Source organism: Auraticoccus monumenti (genome assembly GCF_900101785.1).
In the GTDB taxonomy this organism is placed as follows: domain Bacteria; phylum Actinomycetota; class Actinomycetes; order Propionibacteriales; family Propionibacteriaceae; genus Auraticoccus; species Auraticoccus monumenti.
The window spans coordinates 867,452-886,938 of record NZ_LT629688.1 but is presented as its reverse complement, the minus strand read 5'-3'; the positions used below and the strand labels follow the sequence as shown (position 1 = coordinate 886,938).

Sequence of the window (19,487 nt, the reverse complement as noted above, 5' to 3'; positions counted from 1 at the left end):
GGTGCGCCACCCCGCAGGGCGTCCCGCCCCTACGATGAGCCCGACATGACGACCGTGACCGCGCTGGTGGCCGAGACCCTGCGGATGGCCGCCCGCACCGGGCAGCTGTGGTGGCGGTTGTGGCCGCAGCTGGTGGGGGTGCTGCTGCTGGGCTGGGCCGGTTACCACCTGAGCCTGATCATCTCGGTCGACCTGTCGCCCCGACTGCCCTGGCTGGTCATCCCCACCTTCGCCGCAGGGCTGGTGTCCCTGCTGGCCGGCGTGGTGGTGACCCTGCGGATGGTGGCCTCCCAGCTGGGGGTGACCTCGCTGGTGCGGGCCGCGTCCGGGGCCGAGGAGGACGACGACGGCGACGTCAGCGTGCTGAGACTGCTCACCATCACCCTGCTGCCCTTCCTCGCCGTCTACGCCGCCTTCGGCTACGTGGAGGAGCTGAGCACCGACCTGGTCGTGCTCTCCAGCTACACCACCGGGTTCACCGAGAACGTGCTGGCCCGGCTCAACCCCGTCACCAGCAGCACCGCGCTGGTGCTCACCATCACGGCCGTGGTCGGGCTCTACGTCCTGCGCCGGGTGATCGACCACCTCTACCAGCGCTCCGGGCTGAGGGGTCTGGGGCTGCTGACCGCCTTCGTCGAGGCGTGCTTCCTGCTGGTCACCGTGCTCAGCGGGTTCCGGCTGGTCGAGCACGCCGGGCTCTGGCTGGGTGACCGGCGCTTCGCGGCCTGGTGGACGGCCGCCCTGGACGACCTGGCCGCCGGCTTCTCCTTCTTCAGGCTCGACCTGCCGGCGGTGCTGGACCGCGTCGGCGCCTTCCTCACCGACGTGCTGTGGCCGGTGCTGTGGGACAGCCTGAGCGAGCCGATCGCCTGGCTCGCGATGGCCGCCCTCGTCTTCGGGTCCAAGGTTCTCTCCGTCGCTGAGCTGTGGCGCAAGGGCGAGCCGCTGGCGGCCCGGGTCCCGGGGGCGGAGCGGATGCGGCTGACCCGGCGTCTCGGCCAGGCCGCCGAGGGCGCGACCGGCGTCCGTCGGGCGGTCCTGCACGTGCAGGAGGCCTTCCTGGGCGACATCGACGACAAGTACCTCCCCACGCTGCAGTCCCTGCGGCTGGTGCTGCGCGCCGGGGCGGTGTTCCTGGGGGCCTACGTGCTGGCCTTCGCGGTGATGCGGCTGCTCGGTCTCGGTCTGGGTGCTGTGCTCAGCGGTCTGATCGGTGGCCAGGAGGGTGACACCTGGGTCTTCCTGCAGCCCCTGGTCGACCTGGTCGACCAGGTGCTGATGATGTCGGTGCAGGTGACCCTGCTGGCCGTCGCCTTCGCCCGGGCGCTGACCATCTTCGCCGACCGGACGCCGGAGGAGACCGGGGTGGAGACGGCCTCCTTGCCGCGCCAGCTCACCCGCCGGCTGCGGCCGCTGGGCCAGCTCGGCGTCGCGCTCGCGCTCTGCACGGTGCTGGCGGTCAGCACCGTGCTGCTGCAGCGCGAGGACGAGGCCGACGTCACCCGGGCGCAGGTGGACCAGGCCGGGGAGCTCGTCGGACGCCAGGTCACCACCTCCGCACCGGGTTTCGGCCAGCAGCTCGTCGACGTCTCCGGCGGCTCGGACCCGCTGCCCACCACCGGCGTCTTCGTCGTGGTGCCGGTCGAGTTCGCCGCTCCCGGGCGTTCCGGCCTGACGGTGCGTGCGGAGCTCGTGGTCGGGCAGCGCCGCTACCAGCCCGGCCTGGGCACCACCTCCCTCTCCGCCGACGCCGGGTTCGTGACCAGCGGCGACTTCGTGTTCGAGATCGACCCCGCCGACGTCGCCGCCGGCATGACGGTGCGCTACACCCTCGGTGAGCTGTTCAGCGGGTACTCCGGACGGCTCGAGACCGACCTGGGGGTGGACCGGGCCCGGGCCGAGGAGCTGCACGGGGACCTGGTCGGCCAGACCGTCACCTACCGGACGTCCACCACCACCCGGGGGATCGGCTCGTGAGCGCCCCGCACCACGCCCAGGACGCCCACCAGCTGTCCTGGCTGCTGGTCCGTCGTCCCTGGCCGGTGCTGGTGGTGTCGCTGTGCCTGGCGGTCCTGCTGTACGCCGGGTGGGTGCTGTGGGTCGGGCTCAACACGGGGGTGGTGACCAAGGTGGCTCCGGCCGGTGCGACGGTCACCGTGGAGGGGATCAGCTACCGGCTGGTCGAGCTCTACGCCACCGACCGGGTCGCCGACGTCGACGGCGGGGAGGGGGTGCAGGCGCCACCGGGGGCGAGCTTCGTCGTCGCCCACCTCGAGGTCGACGCCACCCGGGCCGAGGTGGTGGAGGGGGACACGCCGTTCAGCACGCCCGGGGAGGTGCTGCGGGTGACCTGCCAGACCGAGCTGCGGGGAGCGGACGGGATGACCTGGTCCCACGAGGGGCCGGCGGTGGACCGCACGTACCCGAGCAGCTGCCTCGACGGCGGCAGGCTCACCCTCGAGCAGGTCTACCCGGTCCCCACCTCCCAGCTGGACCGGATCCAGGGCGTCGTGGTCGGTCCGCAGCTCGGGCCGGGTGTGGACCGGGTGCTGCGGCTGCCCTGAGCCCCGCGCCGGTTCAGTAGGACTCCTCCGGCAGCAGGACGAGCGGGAGGTAGACCATGAAGACCTCGTCGGTCTTGTTCCAGGTCCTCTCCCCGCCGCCGAGACCCAGCACGTAGTTGTCGGTGTACTCCATCACGAAGGCCCCGAGCGCGATCCGGTCGGCGGGGCGGTAGCTGTCGGGCAGCACGAAGGAGACCTCGATCGGCAGCGTCGCCCTGCCCGGACGGACGTCGCGGCGCCGGTGGTCGAAGTCGTCCTGCAGCGAGGCGCTGACGCTGACCTGCTCGATGGTGGCCGTCTCCGGGCCGGGGACGCCCCTGACCACCAGCGACCCGTAGTCCCCGGTGCGGGGCGACAGGGGCTCGTCGTGAGGGTTGCGGACCGTCCCCCGGGTGACCACCTCCCACTCCCAGACGCCGTCGTAGTCCTGCTGGTGCTGCACGGTGGCGTCGGTGAAGGTGTAGACGAGGTCGCGGGTGTCCAGCTCGCTGCCGGGGGCCATCACGGCGATGCGGTCGGTGCGGCGCTCGAACCCCCCGAGGGCGGTCACGGCGACCAGCACCAGGGCCAGCAGCAGCACCGGCACGCCCCACAGCGCCCACGAGGGGACCCGCAGGGGCGGCGCGGGCTCGGGCCAGTCGCGCCGCAGCGGGCGCGGGTCCAGCCAGGTGCCGGGAGGGACCTCCATGCGCCGGATGCTACCCAGTGCCGGGGGCGGCGGGTCCCGCCCTCGGTCTGCGGCGATCTGAGGCCCTGTGGCACCCCGGGTGCATACAGGCCCTCGTCGGCCACCCCACGACCGGGTCTGAGTGGCCCTGGATGCCCCGCAACCGGCATCTGTGCACAGATGAGGGCCCAGGATCCACGGGTCCGGAGCCCGGACGGGGTAGACTGACGGTGCGCGACGACGCCGCCCGGGGAGTGACTCGATCACCTCCGGGCGTCCCATGTCTGACAGGAGCCATCTCGGTGAGCGAATTCCCCGGTACCGACCCCATCGACGAGTCGCTGGCGGGTGTGGACCCGACCGACGCCGTCCCCGGAGCCGGTGACGACGACGGCAGCCAGTTCGAGCTCGGCGAGTCGACCGGCCACCGGGTCGAGGGCACGTACGACGCCAGCTCGATCAGCGTGCTGGAGGGCCTGGAGGCCGTCCGCAAGCGCCCTGGCATGTACATCGGCTCGACCGGTGAGCGCGGTCTGCACCACCTGGTCTACGAGGTGGTCGACAACGCCGTGGACGAGGCGCTGGCCGGTTACTGCGACACCATCACCGTGGCCATCCTCCCCGAGGGCGGCATCCGGGTCACCGACAACGGGCGCGGCATCCCGGTCGGCATCCACCCGACCGAGGGCATCCCGACCGTCACCCTGGTGCTGACCGTGCTCCACGCGGGCGGCAAGTTCGGCAACGGCGGCTACAAGGTCTCCGGCGGTCTGCACGGCGTCGGCAGCTCGGTGGTCAACGCCCTGTCCGCGCGGCTGCACGTCGACGTCCAGCGCGAGGGCCACCACTGGCTGCAGTCGTTCTCCCTGGGCGTGCCCGACGCCGAGCTCGAGCGGGGCGCCCCCAGCGACGAGACCGGCACCACGGTCACCTTCTACCCCAGCCCGGAGATCTTCGAGAGCACCGACTACTCCTACCAGACCCTGGCCAGCCGGCTGCGCGAGATGGCCTTCCTCAACAAGGGCCTCTCGATCAGCATCACCGACGAGCGCCCCGGCCACGTCGGCGAGGACGGCGAGGCGGTGACGGAGATCTTCAAGTACGACGAGGGGCTGGCCGACTACGTCCGCCACCTGAGCCACGCCAAGGACCCGATCCACCCCTCGGTGATCGCGGTCGAGGCCGAGGCCACCGCCCAGGGGATGAGCCTGGAGGTGGCCATGCAGTGGAACACCTCCTTCACCGAGTCCGTGCACACCTTCGCCAACACGATCAACACCCACGAGGGCGGCACCCACGAGGAGGGGTTCCGCTCCGCGCTGACCAACACGGTCAACAAGTGGGGCGAGACCTGGGGCCTGATCAGGAAGCGCGAGGACCGGGTCTCCGGTGACGACGTCCGCGAGGGCCTGACCGCGATCATCTCGGTCAAGCTGGCCGAGCCGCAGTTCGAGGGCCAGACCAAGACCAAGCTCGGCAACACCGAGGCCCGCAGCTTCGTCCAGCGCGTGATCAACGACAAGCTGGGGGACTGGTTCGAGCAGAACCTCGCCGAGGGCAAGGACATCGTCCGGAAGTCCCAGGCCGCGGCGCAGGCCCGGATCGCGGCCCGCAAGGCCCGTGACCTCGCCCGCAACCGCAAGGGCCTGCTCGGTGGCGGCGGGCTGCCCGGCAAGCTGGCCGACTGCCAGTCCACCGACCCGACCGAGTGCGAGGTGTTCATCGTCGAGGGCGACTCCGCCGGCGGCTCGGCCAAGGGCGGGCGCGACCCCCGCATCCAGGCGATCCTGCCGATCCGCGGGAAGATCCTGAACGTCGAGAAGGCCCGCATCGACAAGATCCTCCAGAACAACGAGGTCCAGGCGATCATCTCCGCCCTGGGCACCGGCATCCAGGAGGACTTCGACGTCGCCAAGCTCCGCTACCACAAGATCGTGATGATGGCCGACGCCGACGTCGACGGCGCCCACATCCGGACGCTGCTGCTGACCCTGGTGTTCCGGTTCATGAAGCCGCTGGTCGAGGGGGGCTTCATCTACCTGGCCCAGCCGCCGCTGTTCCGGCTGCGCTGGACCAACGCCCCGCACGAGCTGGCCTACTCCGACGAGGAGCGCGACGGCCTGCGCGACGCGGGGCTCGAGGCGGGCAAGAAGCTGCCCAACGTCAACCCGATCCAGCGGTACAAGGGTCTCGGCGAGATGGACGCCGAGGACCTGTGGCAGACCACGATGAACCCCGAGCAGCGGGTGCTGCTCCAGGTCACCCTGGACGACGCCGCCCGCGCGGACGAGATGTTCACCATCTTGATGGGCGAGGACGTCGAGCAGCGCCGCAACTTCATCCAGCGCAACGCCAAGGACGTCCGCTTCCTCGACATCTGAGGCCGGCGTCCCAGACCCCCACCCCGGCGTCCCGAGCCTGTCGACGGACCCGAGCAGCTCCCCCGCTGACGAGAGAGAACGATGACCGAGACCCCCATCGAACCGCCCACCGAGCGCACCGAGCCGGTGGACCTCCAGGCCGAGATCCAGCGCTCCTACCTCGACTACGCGATGAGCGTCATCGTGGGGCGCGCGCTGCCGGACGTCCGCGACGGGCTGAAGCCGGTGCACCGCCGGGTGCTGTACGCCATGTACGACGGCGGCTACCGTCCGGACCGCGGCTGGAACAAGTGCTCGCGCGTGGTCGGTGAGGTGATGGGTCTGTACCACCCGCACGGGGACAGCGCGATCTACGACACCCTGGTCCGGCTGGCCCAGGCCTGGGTGATGCGGGCACCGCTGGTCTCGGGGCAGGGCAACTTCGGTTCGCCCGGCAACGACAAGGCCGCGGCGATGCGGTACACCGAGTGCAAGATGGCGCCGCTGGCCATGGAGATGGTGCGCGACATCGACGAGAACACCGTCGACTTCAAGCCCAACTACGACAACCGCGACACCGAGCCCACGGTGCTGCCGGCCCGGTTCCCGAACCTGCTGGTCAACGGCTCGACCGGCATCGCGGTCGGCATGGCCACCAACATCCCCACCCACAACCTGCGCGAGGTGGCCGAGGCCGTCCAGTGGGCGCTGCAGCACCCGCAGGCGTCCCCGGAGGAGCTGCTCGAGGCCGCCATCGAGCGGGTCAAGGGCCCGGACTTCCCCAACGGCGCGCTGATCGTGGGCCGTCAGGGCATCGAGGAGGCCTACCGCACCGGCCGTGGCTCAGTCACCATGCGCGCGGTGATCAACCTGGAGGAGGAGCCGCGCACCGGCCGCCAGCTCCTGGTCATCTCCGAGCTGCCGTACATGGTCAACACCGACAACCTGGCGCTGAAGATCGCCGAGCTGGTCAACGGCGGTCGACTCACCGGGATCGCCGACATCCGCGACGACACCTCCACCCGCACCGGCCAGCGCCTGGTGATCGTGCTCAAGCGCGACGCCCAGCCGCGGGTGGTGATGAACAACCTCTACAAGCACACCCAGCTGCAGGACACCTTCGGCTGCAACATGCTGGCGCTGGTCGACGACGTCCCGCGCACGCTGCGGCTGGACCAGTTCATCTCCCACTGGATCGACCACCAGCTCGAGGTCATCCGGCGCCGGACCCAGTACCGGCTGGACGACGCCGAGGCCAAGGCCCACATCTACCGCGGTCTGGTCAAGGCCCTGGACGCGCTGGACGAGGTCATCGCGCTGATCCGCCGCAGCCCCAGCACCGAGGAGGCGCGCACCGGGCTGAAGCAGCTGCTGGACATCGACGACCTGCAGGCCAACGCCATCCTCGACATGCAGCTGCGCCGGCTGGCCGCGCTGGAGCGGCAGAAGATCGTCGACCAGCTGGCCGAGTTCGAGCGCGTCATCGCCGACCTCAAGGACATCCTGGCCACCCCGGCCCGCCAGCGGCAGATCATCGCCGACGAGCTGACCGAGATCGTGGACCGCTACGGCGACGAGCGTCGCACCGAGATCATCCGCGCCGACGGCGACCTCTCCGACGAGGACCTGATCCCCGACGAGGACGTGGTGGTCACCATCACCCGCGGGGGCTACGCCAAGCGGACCCGCAGCGACCTCTACCGGGTGCAGAAGCGGGGTGGGAAGGGCGTCCGGGGTGCCACGCTGCGCACCGACGACGAGGTCGAGCACATGTTCGCCACCACCAACCACCACTGGATCCTGTTCTTCACCAACATGGGCCGGGTCTACCGGGCGAAGGTGTGGCAGCTGCCGGAGGCCGGTCGGGACGCCCGCGGCGGGCACGTGGCGGGGCTGCTGTCCTTCCTGCCGGAGGAGCGCATCGCGCAGGTGCTGGACATCCGCGGCTACGACGACTCCGAGTACCTGCTGCTGGCCACCCGCCGGGGGCTGGTGAAGAAGACCGAGCTGACCGCCTACGACTCCCCGCGGCAGGCCGGTCTGATCGCGATCAACTTCCGCGAGGCCGACGACGAGCTGATCGGCGCGGCCCGGTGCAGCGCCGAGGACGACGTGCTGCTGATCTCGCGGAAGGGCCAGGCCATCCGCTTCGGGGCCGACGACTCCCAGCTGCGGCCGATGGGCCGGGCCACGTCCGGGGTCACCGGGATGAAGTTCCGCGACGGCGACGAGCTGCTGTCGATGTCGATCATCGGGGCCGACATGCCCGAGGACGACCGCTACGTCTTCACCGTCACCGACGGCGGCTACGGCAAGCGGACGGCCGTCTCGGAGTACCGCCAGCAGGGCCGTGGCGGGCTGGGGATCAAGGCGATGCGACTCAACGAGGACCGTGGCCAGCTGGTCGGCGGCATCGTGGTCCGGGAGTCCGACCAGGTGCTGGCGATCAAGAGCTCCGGGCAGGTCACCCGCTCGGCGGTGGCCGAGGTGGCGGTCAAGGGACGCGACACCATGGGGGTCCGCTTCGTGGGGGTCCGCGACGGTGATGCGGTCGCCGTGATCGCCATCAACCCCGAGGCCGCCATCGAGGAGGAGGTCGAGCAGCAGGCTGCCGCGACCGCCGAGGAGGTGGAGTCCGAGGCGGCCCAGCAGGCCACCGAGTTCCAGGCCGACACGGCCGGTGCGACGGACGACGGTTCGGTTTCTGGGTCCGATGACGATAATGGGTCCCTGACGCCGGACGACTCCGCTCCGGTGACCAACGACGCGCCGGGCTCCGACGCGGAGGAGGACGACACCAGTGAGTGATCGCACGGAGGTCACCGACCCTGCCGTCACGCCCGCCGACGGCCAGGCGGGCGGGCGACCGGCCGACCAGGCCGGGTCCGACGCGGCCGGTCCCACCCGGGCCGACCGGGTGATGGGCAGGGTGCGCGACGGCGGCCGCGGACAGGCAGGGGCCAACGGGCAGCCAGGGCCCTCGGACCAGCCCGGCACCAGCGGCTCCCAGGAGACCACGCCGGGGCAGCCGAGCCAGCGGGCCACCGCGGTGCCAGGAGCCTCGCGCACCGGCAGCGCCCCGGAGCGTCCCGGCTCGCGACCGAGGGACGGCTGGGGACGGGGCGCGACGAGCGGCCCCGGCTCCTCACCGGTCGAGGACGACTCCCCGACCCGGGTGAACCCCGCGGTCGCGACGCCCTCGGGTCGCGGCGCCGACCGGAGCGACGGACGTGCAGCGACGGGCGCGGTGACGCCGACCGGCACCGCGACCGGTGCGCTGGGGACGTCCACCGAGGACGAGGCCTCGCGCACCATCGCCGGCACCGGCGCCCTGGGGGCGGTCACCGGCTCCATGGAGGAGCCCACCCAGCCGGTGCCCACCGCCGGGGGCGGCACCGCGGCGACCGAAGCCGGGACCTCCACCAGGGAGACGCTCGCGCCGCCCACCCGGGCGACGTCGAAGAGCTCCCGCCGCAAGTCGCGCCGCGCCCGGCTGAGGCTCTCCCGCATCGACCCCTGGTCGGTGATGAAGACCTCGTTCCTGTTCTCCATCGCCCTCGGCATCGCCGGGTGGGTGCTGGTGGCCTTCGTCTGGTGGGTCATCCAGCAGTCGGGTCTGTTCGGTGCGGTGAACACGATCGTGGCCGACATGTTCTCCGCCCCCGGTGACGCCGACCCGTTCCGCCTCGAGGCCTACGTCAACGGCTCGCGGGTACTGGGTCTGACCGCCCTGCTGGCCGTGGTCGACGTGCTGCTGATCACCGCGATCTCCACCGTCGCCTCGTTCCTGTACAACCTGTCGGCCACCATGCTCGGCGGCCTCCAGGTGACGCTGGCCGAGACCGACGACTGATTTGTCCGGCGTGGCGCCGGTGGGCTACTGTTTCCCACCGGTGCCGCGTCGCGGTCATCCCCCTCGGGCCTATAGCTCAGACGGTTAGAGCGCTGCCCTGATAAGGCAGAGGTCACTGGTTCAAGTCCAGTTAGGCCCACCCCGACCCCCCGCCTCCCCGGCGGAGGACCTCTGGTCCCTCGTGCGTCCCGCGTGCCCGCCTCGTCCTGCCTCCGGTGTCGGCAGGCTGGGCACCTGAGGCCCCGCCGCATCGGGAGGCCGGCGAGCCCAGGCTGCCCTGCTGCGTCGCCGGCTGAGCGAGACCCCCTGGCCCGGGCGCGGGGCGGTGCCCGACTGGTCACAGGGACCCCGGGGAGGTGCTCGCCGGTGGTCACGATCAGGCGGGGACCGACCCCGGACGTCCACCCGACGCTGGTGGTGACGTGCGCGAAACGCTCCTGAGAAATTTCACGGAGACGGGTTGCCCTGTGAACGGGATCTCAGGTTTACTCGGCGCGGGCCGGTTGATCCGCCGGCCCCGGCGCACCCTCGAGCTGCATGGTGCGCCGGCTCTTCGGGGGATCGGTCATGGCACGTGCCCTGGCCTGAGCGCGTCGTGGTCACGTGTTTCTCGAGGGGTTCAGTGATGGGTTCTCGCACCCGCATAGGCATAGCGGGCTTGTTGTCAGCGGCGCTCACGGTCTGGGTCTTCGCACCCACGACCACCCAGGCAGCGTCGGTCGACCGCGCCGAGGCGGAGGGCCGGGCACTCACCGGTGACGCCGGCGTCGTCGACCTCAACTCGGTGGTAGGTCTTGAAGGCGCCTACTTCGCCGACCCGACGATCCCGGGTTCGGGCTTCCAGCCCATCGACGCCTCGGTCCTCACCGGTCTCGCCGAGCTCCAGGCCGGTGTGTCGGCTTTCGGGACGGGCGGGGTCATCCAGACCGGCGCGCTGGAGCAGTACGCCAGCGCCGAGACCGGCGCGCTGCCCTTCGCCTCCTCCGGTGTGCTCACCGAGGACGGCGCCATCGACGTCGACGGCAGCGACGACCCGACCGAGGAGACCTCGGTCGACCTCGGCCCGCTCCTCGACGACGCCGGTCTGGAGGCCCTGCTCAGCGCGGCCACCCTCGACCTCGGCGTCGTGTCGGCCTCCGCCACGGCCACCGAGGACGGCGGCTACGTCGGGGACTACCAGATCTCCGACGGCACCCTCACCCTGACCAGCCCGGTCGTCGAGGCCGCCGGCACGGACCTCACCACCGCGGTCGCTGGCGTGTCCGAGACCGTCAACGGCATCACCGCCGACGGGGGTGTCGTGGACGACGTCCTGGGCCCGGCGCTGCTGGAGCTCGAGACCGACCTCGACGACCTCGCCGTCGTCGAGGCCACCCTGGACGACCGCACGGTGACGCTCGACGTCGACCTCGAGGCAGCCACCGCCCCCATCCTGGACGCCGAGCTCGGCGACCCGGCCTCCGGCGTGACCCTCAACCTGGGCACCGGCGAGGTCACGGTCGACCTCGCCGCCCTCGTGGCCGACGGCACGCTGAACGACCTACCCGTCAACACCGAGGTGCTCGACGCCGACACCATCGCCGCCGTCAACGCCGAGATCGACCAGATCCTCGCCGGTGTCGGTGACGACCTGGTCGCCGCCGTCGAGGCCGCCCTCGACGAGGCCGAGCTGAACATCGCGGTCACCGGTGACATCGCCCTGGACGTCGACCTCGGTCTGACCAGCGTCTCGGTCCCCGTCGCCCTGGACATCGCCGTGGGCGGCACCCTCGCCGACTTCGCCGGGACCAGCGGCACCGACCCCGTCGTCACGATCGACCTCGACCCGACGCTGCCCGACGTGCTGCCCGGGCTCGACGAGCTGCTCGCGGCCACGGTCGCCGGGCTGCTGGACACCGTCGAGGGTCTCGTCGAGGCCGCCCTCACCGGGGTCGTCACCCAGCTGGGCGACCCGATCCTCGATGCCATCTCCACCGACCCGCTGGTCACGGCCACCGACGAGGTCCTCGGCGGTCTGGGCACCCTGCTCGACCCGCTGCTGGAGAGCATCGCCGACGACCTGCTGAGCCTCGTGGTCAACGTGCAGGAGCTGCCCGGGGACTTCGTCGACACCCGCGGTGAGGACGCCCCGTCCTTCACCCAGCGTGCGCTGAGCCTCGAGCTGCTGCCGGCCGACCCGGCCCTGGTCGACGTCGATATCGCCTCGGCCACGGTGAAGCTCCTGGCTGCTGAGGACGGTGGCGCCAACGCCTCCGCCTCCGCCGCCGCCTCGGCCAACGCCGACAGCGACGCCAACGCCGCCGCCGAGGCCGCTGCCGAGGCCGCCGCCGACCCCGACGGTGACGACAACACCGACGCCGACGCGGCCGCTTCGGTCGCCGCCGACAGCGACGCCAACGCCGCCTCCGAGGCTGCTGCTGCTGCCGCTGCCGACTCGAACACCGCCGCCACCGCGGACACCGCGGCCGACGCCTCCGCTGACGTCGAGGGGGCGGCCAGCGCCGCCGCCGAGGGTTCCGCGGAGTCGACCGCCGACGTGGACGCCGTGGCCGACGCCGACGCCACCGCAGCGGCCGCGGCTGCTGCCGAGGCCGACGCCGCCAGCGCTGCCGAGGCGGCTGCTGACGTCGCTGCCGACGCCGACGCCTCCGACGACGCCTCGGCCGACGCGGCCGTGGCCGGTGACGCCGACGTGAACGCCGCCGCGTCCGCCTCGGCCTCCGCCGACGCCGACGAGGACGGTGACCCGGCAGCCCAGGCGGCCGCCGTCGCCGCCGCCAACGCCGACGCCAGCTCCGCCGCCTCCGCCGAGGCTGACGTGGACGCCACCGCGGCGGCCGCTGCTGCTGCCGACGCCGACGCGTCGGTGGATGCCTCGGCTGACGTGGACGCCGACGTCAACGCCGCAGCCGTCGCTGCCGCCGACGCCGCGGCGAACTCGAACGCGACCGACGACACGAACGCCTCGGCCTCGGCCGCGGCGGACGCCGACTCGGGTTCGGCCTCCGAGGCGGCGGCGATCGCCACCTCCTCGGCTGACGCCTCGGTGGACGCCGCCGGTGACGACGACGCCGACCCGGACGCGGACGTGAACGCCGCGGCTTCCGCCTCCGCCTCCGCTGACGCCGACGAGGACGCCGATGCGGCAGCCGAGGCGGCTGCGGTGGCTGCGGCCAACGCCGACGCCACGGCCACCGCCAGCGCGGCGGCCGACGTGGACGCCACCGCGGCGGCTGCTGCCGCAGCCGACGAGGAGGCCTCGGCCGACGCCTCGGCCCAGATCGATGCCGAGGCCAACGCGGCTGCCGCCGCTGCCGCCCAGGCCGCGGCGAACGCCGAGGGCGACGACGACACCGCCGCCCAGGGCTCCGCTGCCGCGGACGCCGACGCAGCGGCGGCGGCCTCGGCCGCAGCCGTGGGGGACTCCTCCTCGGCGGCCTCGGCCGACGCCGCGGGCGACGACGACGGTGCCACCGACGACGCCGACGCGGTCGGTGACGAGGACGGTGGCGACGTGAGCGCCTCCGCCTCGGCCAGCGCCTCGGCGCAGGGTGGGTCCGGTGGCGCCAGCGCCAGCAGCTCCGCCAACGGTGCTGCTCCCATCACCGGGGGCAACGGTGGCGGCTGGCTGGCCGACACCGGCGCCCAGATCTCGCCCCTCTGGCTGGCCCTCGGTGGCCTGCTGGTCGTGGCCGGTGCGGCCGCCCTCGTGGTGAGCCGTCGCCGGAGCACGGGGGCCTGATCACCTCCGCACGATGACCGTCAGGGCCCGGCCTCCTCGGAGGTCGGGCCCTGACGCGCCTGTCCCTGTCCACCGGGCCGTGGCCGCCCTAGGCTGCCAGCGTCCACCTCAAACGAGCGAGAGGACCTGTCGTGGCGAACTCCGTGGCCCCCGACCCCGTGGCTCCCGTCCGGCGGCGCTGGTGGGTCAGGGCGCTCGTGGCGCTGGCCGCCGCCGTCACCGCCTTCCACATCTTCTCCACCTTCCTGTGGATCGCGCCGGCCTCGGGGCTTCGCCAGCTGTACCCGCCGGGGGTGCTGCAGCAGTGGATGATCCCGATGTTCGGGCAGAGCTGGAGCGTCTTCGCCCCCGAACCGATCAACGGCGACTACCGCCTGCAGGTGCGGGCCACCGTCGTGGACGGCGGCGCGGAGGAGACCACCCGCTGGGTGGACGCGACGGCCGCGGAGATCTCGATGATCCAGTACGACCTGACCCCGCCCCGGGCCGGCATCCAGTCCACCGAGCTGGCCTCACGCCTCAAGGGCGCCTGGGACGAGCTGACCCCCGGCCAGCGCGAGGTCGTGGAGCTCGGCTTCTACAAGGGCGCGGACTGGGAGCCGCGGCTGCAGCAGGCGGTGCTGGCGGTCGGGAACACCCCGGAGGCCCGCGAGTACCTCGAGGTCGAGCACATCACCAGCGCCTACGCCACCCAGGTCGCCTACGCCGCCTTCGGCGAGGAGGTGGTGGCGGTCCAGTTCGTGGTCAGCCGCCAGAACGTCATCCCCTTCGGTCAGCGCCACGACGCCGGCGCCCAGCGTCCGCCGGTGCAGCCGGTGCCGACCGGGTTCCGCGGGCCGGTCGAGGAACCCGGTCAGGACCGGGAGAACTTCAGCAGGGTCTTCCGTGACGCCCTCGAGGAGTCGGGCCAGTGAGCACCGAGACGCCTTCCCGCAGCCCCCAGCCCGTCGTCCCGACCGACGCCGGGCGCCCTGCGGAGCCCGGGGCCACCGTCGGCCGCCGGCTCGGGCGGTTCGTCGGCTACCTGGTGCAGTCCCTGGTCGAGCTGGTGGCGGGTCTGGTCGGGCGCGTGCTGTCCTTCAGCGAGCGCTGGCTGGTCGACGCCAAGCGCGCCACCTACGGCCTGGCGGTGACGCGGATCCTGCTGGGTCTGACCGCGATCGGGCTGCTGCTGGCCAACTTCAGCACCCGGCTCTACGCCTTCGGCAGCGGGTCGGCCTGGAACGGCGAGGCGGCGGAGCCGATCAGCGACTTCCCGAAGATCTGGCTCTTCAGCCTCTTCTCCCGGATCGCCCTGGACGACGTCGCCTTCACCGCCGCCTACCTGGTGCTGCTGGTGCTGGCCGTCGCCTTCACCCTGGGCTGGCGCACCCGGATCGTGCTCCCGGTCTTCTTCGTGGCCTGGGTCAGCTTCATCGAGATGAACGACTCCCTGGGCGACCAGGGCGACAACATGTACCGGATGGTGCTGCTGGCCCTGCTCTTCGCCGACCCGGCCATGCGCTGGTCGCTGGACGCCCGCCGCCGCGCCCGACCCGTCGACCCGGGTCGAGGCTGGCTGGCGCGGAAGTGGGCCGGTGAGCCGCTGCTGCCGTCCTGGGTGACCAACACCTCGCACAACCTGGTGCTGGTGACGCTGACCTGCCACGTCTGCTTCGTGTACGCCTCGGGCGCCCTGTTCAAGGCCGGCGGCACCCCCTGGCAGCAGGGCTACGCCATCTACAACCCACTGCAGACCCAACGCTTCGGGACCTGGCCCGCACTGAGCGACCTGGTCACCGCCTGGACGCCCGCGGTCACGGCCGTCTCCTGGGCGTCGATCATCCTGCAGCTGTGCTTCCCGCTGATGCTGCTCCAGCGCTTCACCCGGGTGATCGGCCTGTTCGGCATCCTCGGCTTCCACATCGGCATCGCCGTGCTGATGGGGCTGCCGTGGTTCTCCCTGGCGATGGTGGCCATCGACTCCATCTTCATCCGCGACGTCACCTGGCGCTGGGCGGCCGGCTACGTGCGGGAGGCGTGGGTGTCGGCGGGATCGGGTGGGTCCTCGGGCCCCTCGGTGCCGGAGGCGGTGAGCGTGCCCCCTCCACCGGAGGCTGCGGCAGCCGCAGCCAGCGAGGAAGGGACCGCGCCCGCCGGCGGTGGTCCGTCGGGCAGGTCCGTGCCCGTCGCCGCCCCGACACGCGTCTGAGCACGACGCGGACCCAGGCTGCAGCGCCGCGGTCGCCCCCGGCTCCGGCCACGTGACGTGGATCACGGGCCACAGGCGTCATCCACGGCCGGGTGGGGCGTCCCTCTCAGTGGAACGGATGAGGACCCGGTCGGGGGACAGGTTCTCCACGAGAGCCGCGACTGCGTGTGCGTCGGCTGCCGTTCCCGCAGCAGAGGGGGCGACGACCCTTGGTCGTCGTCCCCTTCTCTGCCACCATGTCACCTGCACCGGTTCGGGGCCCGGAGCGATCGTGCATGCCCCGACGCTCCGAGAAGGAAGGTCCTGTGGCTGACGTCGTGCCCGAGAACAGCGACGCCGGGCTGATCGAGGAGATCCGCCGTGGCCAGATGGAGGCTGCCGCCGAGCTCTTCGCCCGCCACCACGGCTCGGCGACGCGCTTCGCCGCCGGGTTGGCCGGGCCGTCCGACGCCGAGGACCTCGTCTCCGAGGCGTTCGTGCGCACCCTGGCCCAGCTGCGCGAGGGCGGGGGGCCCGACGTCGCTTCCGCCCCTACCTGCTGACGGCCGTGCGCAACACCTGGGCGTCGCGCGCCCGCAAGGACGCGCGGGTGACCTGGCTCGAGGACTACGCCGACGCAGACCACGCGGACGCGACCAGCCCAACCCACGCCGACGTGGACCCCTCGATCGACCTCGACGTGCTCCGTCGGGCCTTCAACTCGCTGCCGCACCGCTGGCAGGTGGTGCTGTGGCACACCACCGTCGACGGGGACCCGCCCAGTGCGGTCGCCCCGCTGCTGGGCACCAGCCCCGGTGCTGTCTCCGCACTGGCCTACCGGGCCCGTCGCGGTCTGGCCCAGGCCTACCTGGGGGCCCTGGTGGACGCCGGGACGGACGACCGGTGCCGGACCGTCCGACCGCTGCTGCCCGGGCTGCACCGCGCCGACCTCGGGGAGTCCGACCGCACCCGGGTGGAGCGGCACCTGCTCTCCTGCGACGACTGCTCGGCGACCCGCCCGCAGGTGGCGGCGCTGCTCTCCCGCCGGGTGGGGCTGGTGCTGGCCACGGCGCTGCTCGGTTCGGCCGGTGCGCTCCAGCACAGCCTGGCCGGCTGGGAGACCGCCCCCGCGGTGGCTGCCGCCGCCGAGCCGTCCACAGCCAGCACCACGTCATCCACAGGGTCCTCCACAGCGGGCACGGGCGGCGGGCTGACCGCCGTCGGTACGCCGGCACTGGTGGTGGCGGCCGCGGTGGCCGTGGTCACCCTCGTGGTCGGGGTCGGGATGGCGGCCACCGGCGGCGGGGACGCGCTGCGTGCCGGGGACCTCGCACCCGTCACGGCGCCCTCGACGAGCAGCTCTCAGCCGCCGACCGGGTCCACGGCGCCGACCGAGGACCCGACGGTGGTCGACCGTCGGCCGGAGCCGCGTCCCCCGGAGGACGCGCCGCCTCCGACCGTGCTGCCCTCCGACCCGACGACCGCGCCGGACCCGCGTGCCGTCTCCGACCCGGAGCCTCTCCTGCCGGACCCCGTGGCGGCGCCCGCCCGGTCCGACCAGGACGGCACCGACGACCCGGACCAGGACGGCACCGACGACCCGGACGAAGCCGGCACCGAGGACCCGGGCGCGTCGTCGGATCCGGGTCCGACCCCCGGGGCGCCGGCTCCGGCGGTGCCACCGGAGCCGCTCCCGAGCGTGGTGCCCGCGCCCACGGGGAGCCTGCCCGCTCCCCGGCCGACCCCGGCCCCGGTCCCCACCGCCCCGGTCCCCGAGCCGGAACCCGGCACCGAGCCGCTGCCGACGCCGGAGCCGACCCCCGGGCTGCTCCCCGCTCCCGGGCCGACGACGAACCCGGTGCTGGGCCCCAGGCCGACCCCCACGCCGGTGCCCGTCCCGGAGGTCACGCCCACCCCCGGTCCTCCGTCGACGCCGCAACCGGCACCGACGGCGGTACCCGGCCCCACAACGGTCCCCGAGCCGGAGCCGGAGCCCGTCCCCGTACCCGAGGGCACGGCGACCCCGCACCCCGCACCGACGGCGGCGCCGAAGCTGCTGCACCACGGCTCCCGGAAGGGCGGGGACCACACGATCCGCTGACGGGTGGGTGGCGGGCGACGGGTGGGCGCCGGGCGGTGCTTCGCACCGGCGCCACGCCTTCCGCGTGCCCGTGCTCCTGCTCCCGGTGGGCGACGAGCGCATCGGGGCGACGACCGAGGCGCACGGTGCTCGCGGGCGTGGTGGAGAGCTCCGGGAGGACGGTCGCTGCCTCAGCCGGCCTCGGCGCCGGACCCGCGGCGGGACCCGCGAGAACGCCGCAGCAGCCCCATCTGGGTCGCGGCGTGCACCGCGGTGGCCCGTGAGCTGGCCCCGAGCTTGCGGTAGAGGCTCTTGCGCTGGTTCTTGACCGTGCTGGCCGAGACGAACAGCAGCTCGCTGATCTGCTGGACGCTGAGACCACGCGCGAGGTGCTGCAGGACCAGCGTCTCGCGCGGGGTCAGGGAGACCGCGGCCTGCAGCGGCACCGGGGCGAGCTCCTCGAGGGCCTCCAGCACGTGCTCGAGGTCGGTGACGTCGGGCACCAGGTCGGCCAGTGCGGCACGGTCCATCGTGGAGAAGTTGTACAACCACGCCTCCCGGCGGTTCCCGGTGAGGTTCAGGGCCTGCCGCATCGCGGCCACGGCAGCCCCACGTCGACCCATCCGGTACTGGGCGCCCGCGTGGGCGACGAGCATCAGCACCTGCTGGCGCCGCGTCGTCCCGGGCGGCCAGCGCTCCGGGTCCGACAGGGCCGCCGCCTCCTCGACGCGACCGCCCGCCAGCAGCAGGTGCGCCCTGCTGGCCGGGTGCATGCGGCTCGGATGGGTGGCGTCCAGCCGCTGCAGGGCCGCCTGACGCCGACCGACGGTGAGCAGGAGGGCCGTCTCGATGGTGTCGACGAGCAGGGTGCCCAGGGTGGGCTCGTCCCAGTACTGCGGGTTCCGGTTCCGGTAGTCGACCACCTCCTCGAGCACGGCACGCTGGTTGCCCCGCACCGCGGCGGCGAGGCTGCGGTGGTGCAGGACGTAGGTCCAGATCTCGTCCTGGTCGATCCGCTCGGTCTCGATGAGGTCGTCGGCGCGGTGGTAGGTCGCCCAGTCCAGCCGGTCCAGGGCCAGCATCGCCCGCGCGCAGTGCTGGGGCAGGCGCTCCGCCGCGCGCAGGGGCCACGGCTCCGCCGCCGCGTCCGCGGTCTGCGCCCGCTGCAGCCAGCCCTCGGTACGGGCGGTCTCGCCCCGGAGCGCGCAGGCCAGGGCCATCCGCCCGGCGGCGTCGGCGGCGTGGTTCGGGAAGGGCGAGGGTCGCCGGTAGGCGGCCTCGAACCAGCGCTCCGCCTCGGCGAAGTCAGCACGCAGCAGCGACAGGTCGCCGGCGGCCAGGAAGAGGGAGGAGACGTGGCTGTTGGCCTCCGTCGCCGGCAGCTGGCTGGCCGACCCCACCAGGCGGATCGCGAGGGCGTGCGCCTGCTGGAAGCGCCCCTGGCGGCGGAGGGTCTGCAGCAGGGCGAGTCCTGAGGCCACCTCCAGCTCGGGGTCGTCCGACGGGAGCGAGGCCAGGGCGTGCACCACCGGGTCGGACCCGTCGGCGGCCTCCGGCAGCGTCCGGGGGTGCAGGATCTCGCGGATCAGGTGGTGCGGAGGACGGGTGAGCTCGGGTGGCAGCAGGGCGATGGCCTGGCCCAGCAGCGGGGGATCGGTGCGCAGCACGTACAGCCAGTGCCGCTCGACCACGTCGGCGACCGCGGGATGGTCGCCGCGGGCGAGCGCGGTGCGCAGCTCGGGAACGATCCGTTCGGCGTTCATCGCCGTGGCCTCTTCCTCTCTCTCGCCCTGGCTGGGACAGCAGATGGTCGCGGACCCCGGCACCGGTCTCCCGGCACCCCCCACTCGCTGCCGGAGGCTAGCAGGGGTGGCGCCCAGGGGCTATCCCAGGAATGTCCGAAAGGGCTAATCAGGGGGCTAATAGGGGACGAATTCCGCGCATTTCCAGGCCAAGGCTCGCCGGGAGGGCTATCGGCCCCCGCCTGCACGTCGGTAGACAGCACCCCGGGTTGCCCGATCAGGGGAACCCGGGGGCTTCAGGGTGGGCGG

Annotated in this window: 12 protein-coding genes and 1 tRNA gene; 11 read left to right on the top strand and 2 right to left on the bottom strand. The window is 72.9% G+C overall.

The window, feature by feature from the left end; genetic code table 11:
- The first annotated feature begins 45 nt into the window (after window positions 1-45).
- The gene (locus BLT52_RS03930; RefSeq protein ID WP_090590838.1) at window positions 46-1,977 is read left to right on the top strand and encodes a hypothetical protein; all 1,932 of its coding nucleotides are present in this window, start codon (window positions 46-48) and stop codon (window positions 1,975-1,977) included.
- Complete coding sequence (locus tag BLT52_RS03925; protein ID WP_090590835.1) at window positions 1,974-2,564, top strand: hypothetical protein; 591 nt, start codon at window positions 1,974-1,976, stop codon at window positions 2,562-2,564. The genes BLT52_RS03930 and BLT52_RS03925 overlap by 4 nt, the downstream gene beginning before the upstream one ends.
- A 13-nt stretch (window positions 2,565-2,577) precedes the next feature.
- On the opposite strand, the gene BLT52_RS03920 is transcribed toward BLT52_RS03925, so the two are convergent.
- Window positions 2,578-3,252 carry a hypothetical protein gene (locus tag BLT52_RS03920; RefSeq protein ID WP_090590834.1) on the bottom strand — a complete coding sequence of 225 codons (675 nt, stop codon included), beginning with the start codon at window positions 3,250-3,252 and terminating at the stop codon, window positions 2,578-2,580.
- A 308-nt stretch (window positions 3,253-3,560) separates the two neighbouring features.
- Here BLT52_RS03920 and gyrB point away from each other — a divergent pair, with 308 nt between their 5' ends.
- From gyrB to BLT52_RS21020, 9 genes are all read left to right on the top strand, one after another.
- Window positions 3,561-5,612 carry a DNA topoisomerase (ATP-hydrolyzing) subunit B gene (gyrB, locus tag BLT52_RS03915; protein ID WP_407922622.1) on the top strand — a complete coding sequence of 684 codons (2,052 nt, stop codon included), beginning with the start codon at window positions 3,561-3,563 and terminating at the stop codon, window positions 5,610-5,612.
- An 81-nt stretch (window positions 5,613-5,693) separates the two neighbouring features.
- Window positions 5,694-8,399 carry a DNA gyrase subunit A gene (gyrA, locus tag BLT52_RS03910; protein ID WP_090590830.1) on the top strand — a complete coding sequence of 902 codons (2,706 nt, stop codon included), beginning with the start codon at window positions 5,694-5,696 and terminating at the stop codon, window positions 8,397-8,399.
- On the top strand, window positions 8,392-9,444 hold the full coding sequence (locus BLT52_RS03905; RefSeq protein ID WP_090590827.1) for a DUF3566 domain-containing protein: 1,053 nt from the start codon (window positions 8,392-8,394) through the stop codon (window positions 9,442-9,444). The genes gyrA and BLT52_RS03905 overlap by 8 nt, the downstream gene beginning before the upstream one ends.
- 65 nt (window positions 9,445-9,509) lie before the next feature.
- Window positions 9,510-9,583 (top strand) — tRNA-Ile (locus BLT52_RS03900).
- Between the two features lie 522 nt (window positions 9,584-10,105).
- Entirely contained in the window at window positions 10,106-13,186 is a 3,081-nt protein-coding gene (locus BLT52_RS03895; protein ID WP_090590824.1) for a choice-of-anchor G family protein, read from the top strand.
- Window positions 13,187-13,317: 131 nt separating this feature from the next.
- The gene (locus BLT52_RS03890) at window positions 13,318-14,100 is read left to right on the top strand and encodes a DUF5819 family protein (protein ID WP_157676959.1); all 783 of its coding nucleotides are present in this window, start codon (window positions 13,318-13,320) and stop codon (window positions 14,098-14,100) included.
- Window positions 14,097-15,377, top strand: a complete 1,281-nt coding sequence (locus BLT52_RS03885) for an HTTM domain-containing protein (protein WP_197679182.1) — start codon at window positions 14,097-14,099, stop codon at window positions 15,375-15,377. The genes BLT52_RS03890 and BLT52_RS03885 overlap by 4 nt, the downstream gene beginning before the upstream one ends.
- A gap of 305 nt (window positions 15,378-15,682) precedes the next feature.
- Window positions 15,683-15,919, top strand: coding sequence for an RNA polymerase sigma factor (locus BLT52_RS03880; protein WP_090590823.1), 237 nt, complete (start codon window positions 15,683-15,685; stop codon window positions 15,917-15,919).
- A 47-nt stretch (window positions 15,920-15,966) separates the two neighbouring features.
- Complete coding sequence (locus BLT52_RS21020) at window positions 15,967-17,457, top strand: zf-HC2 domain-containing protein (protein WP_172803985.1); 1,491 nt, start codon at window positions 15,967-15,969, stop codon at window positions 17,455-17,457.
- A 170-nt stretch (window positions 17,458-17,627) separates the two neighbouring features.
- Here BLT52_RS21020 and BLT52_RS03870 read toward each other — a convergent pair whose 3' ends face one another.
- Window positions 17,628-19,199, bottom strand: coding sequence for a LuxR C-terminal-related transcriptional regulator (locus tag BLT52_RS03870; protein WP_090590818.1), 1,572 nt, complete (start codon window positions 19,197-19,199; stop codon window positions 17,628-17,630).
- Window positions 19,200-19,487: the final 288 nt, after the last annotated feature.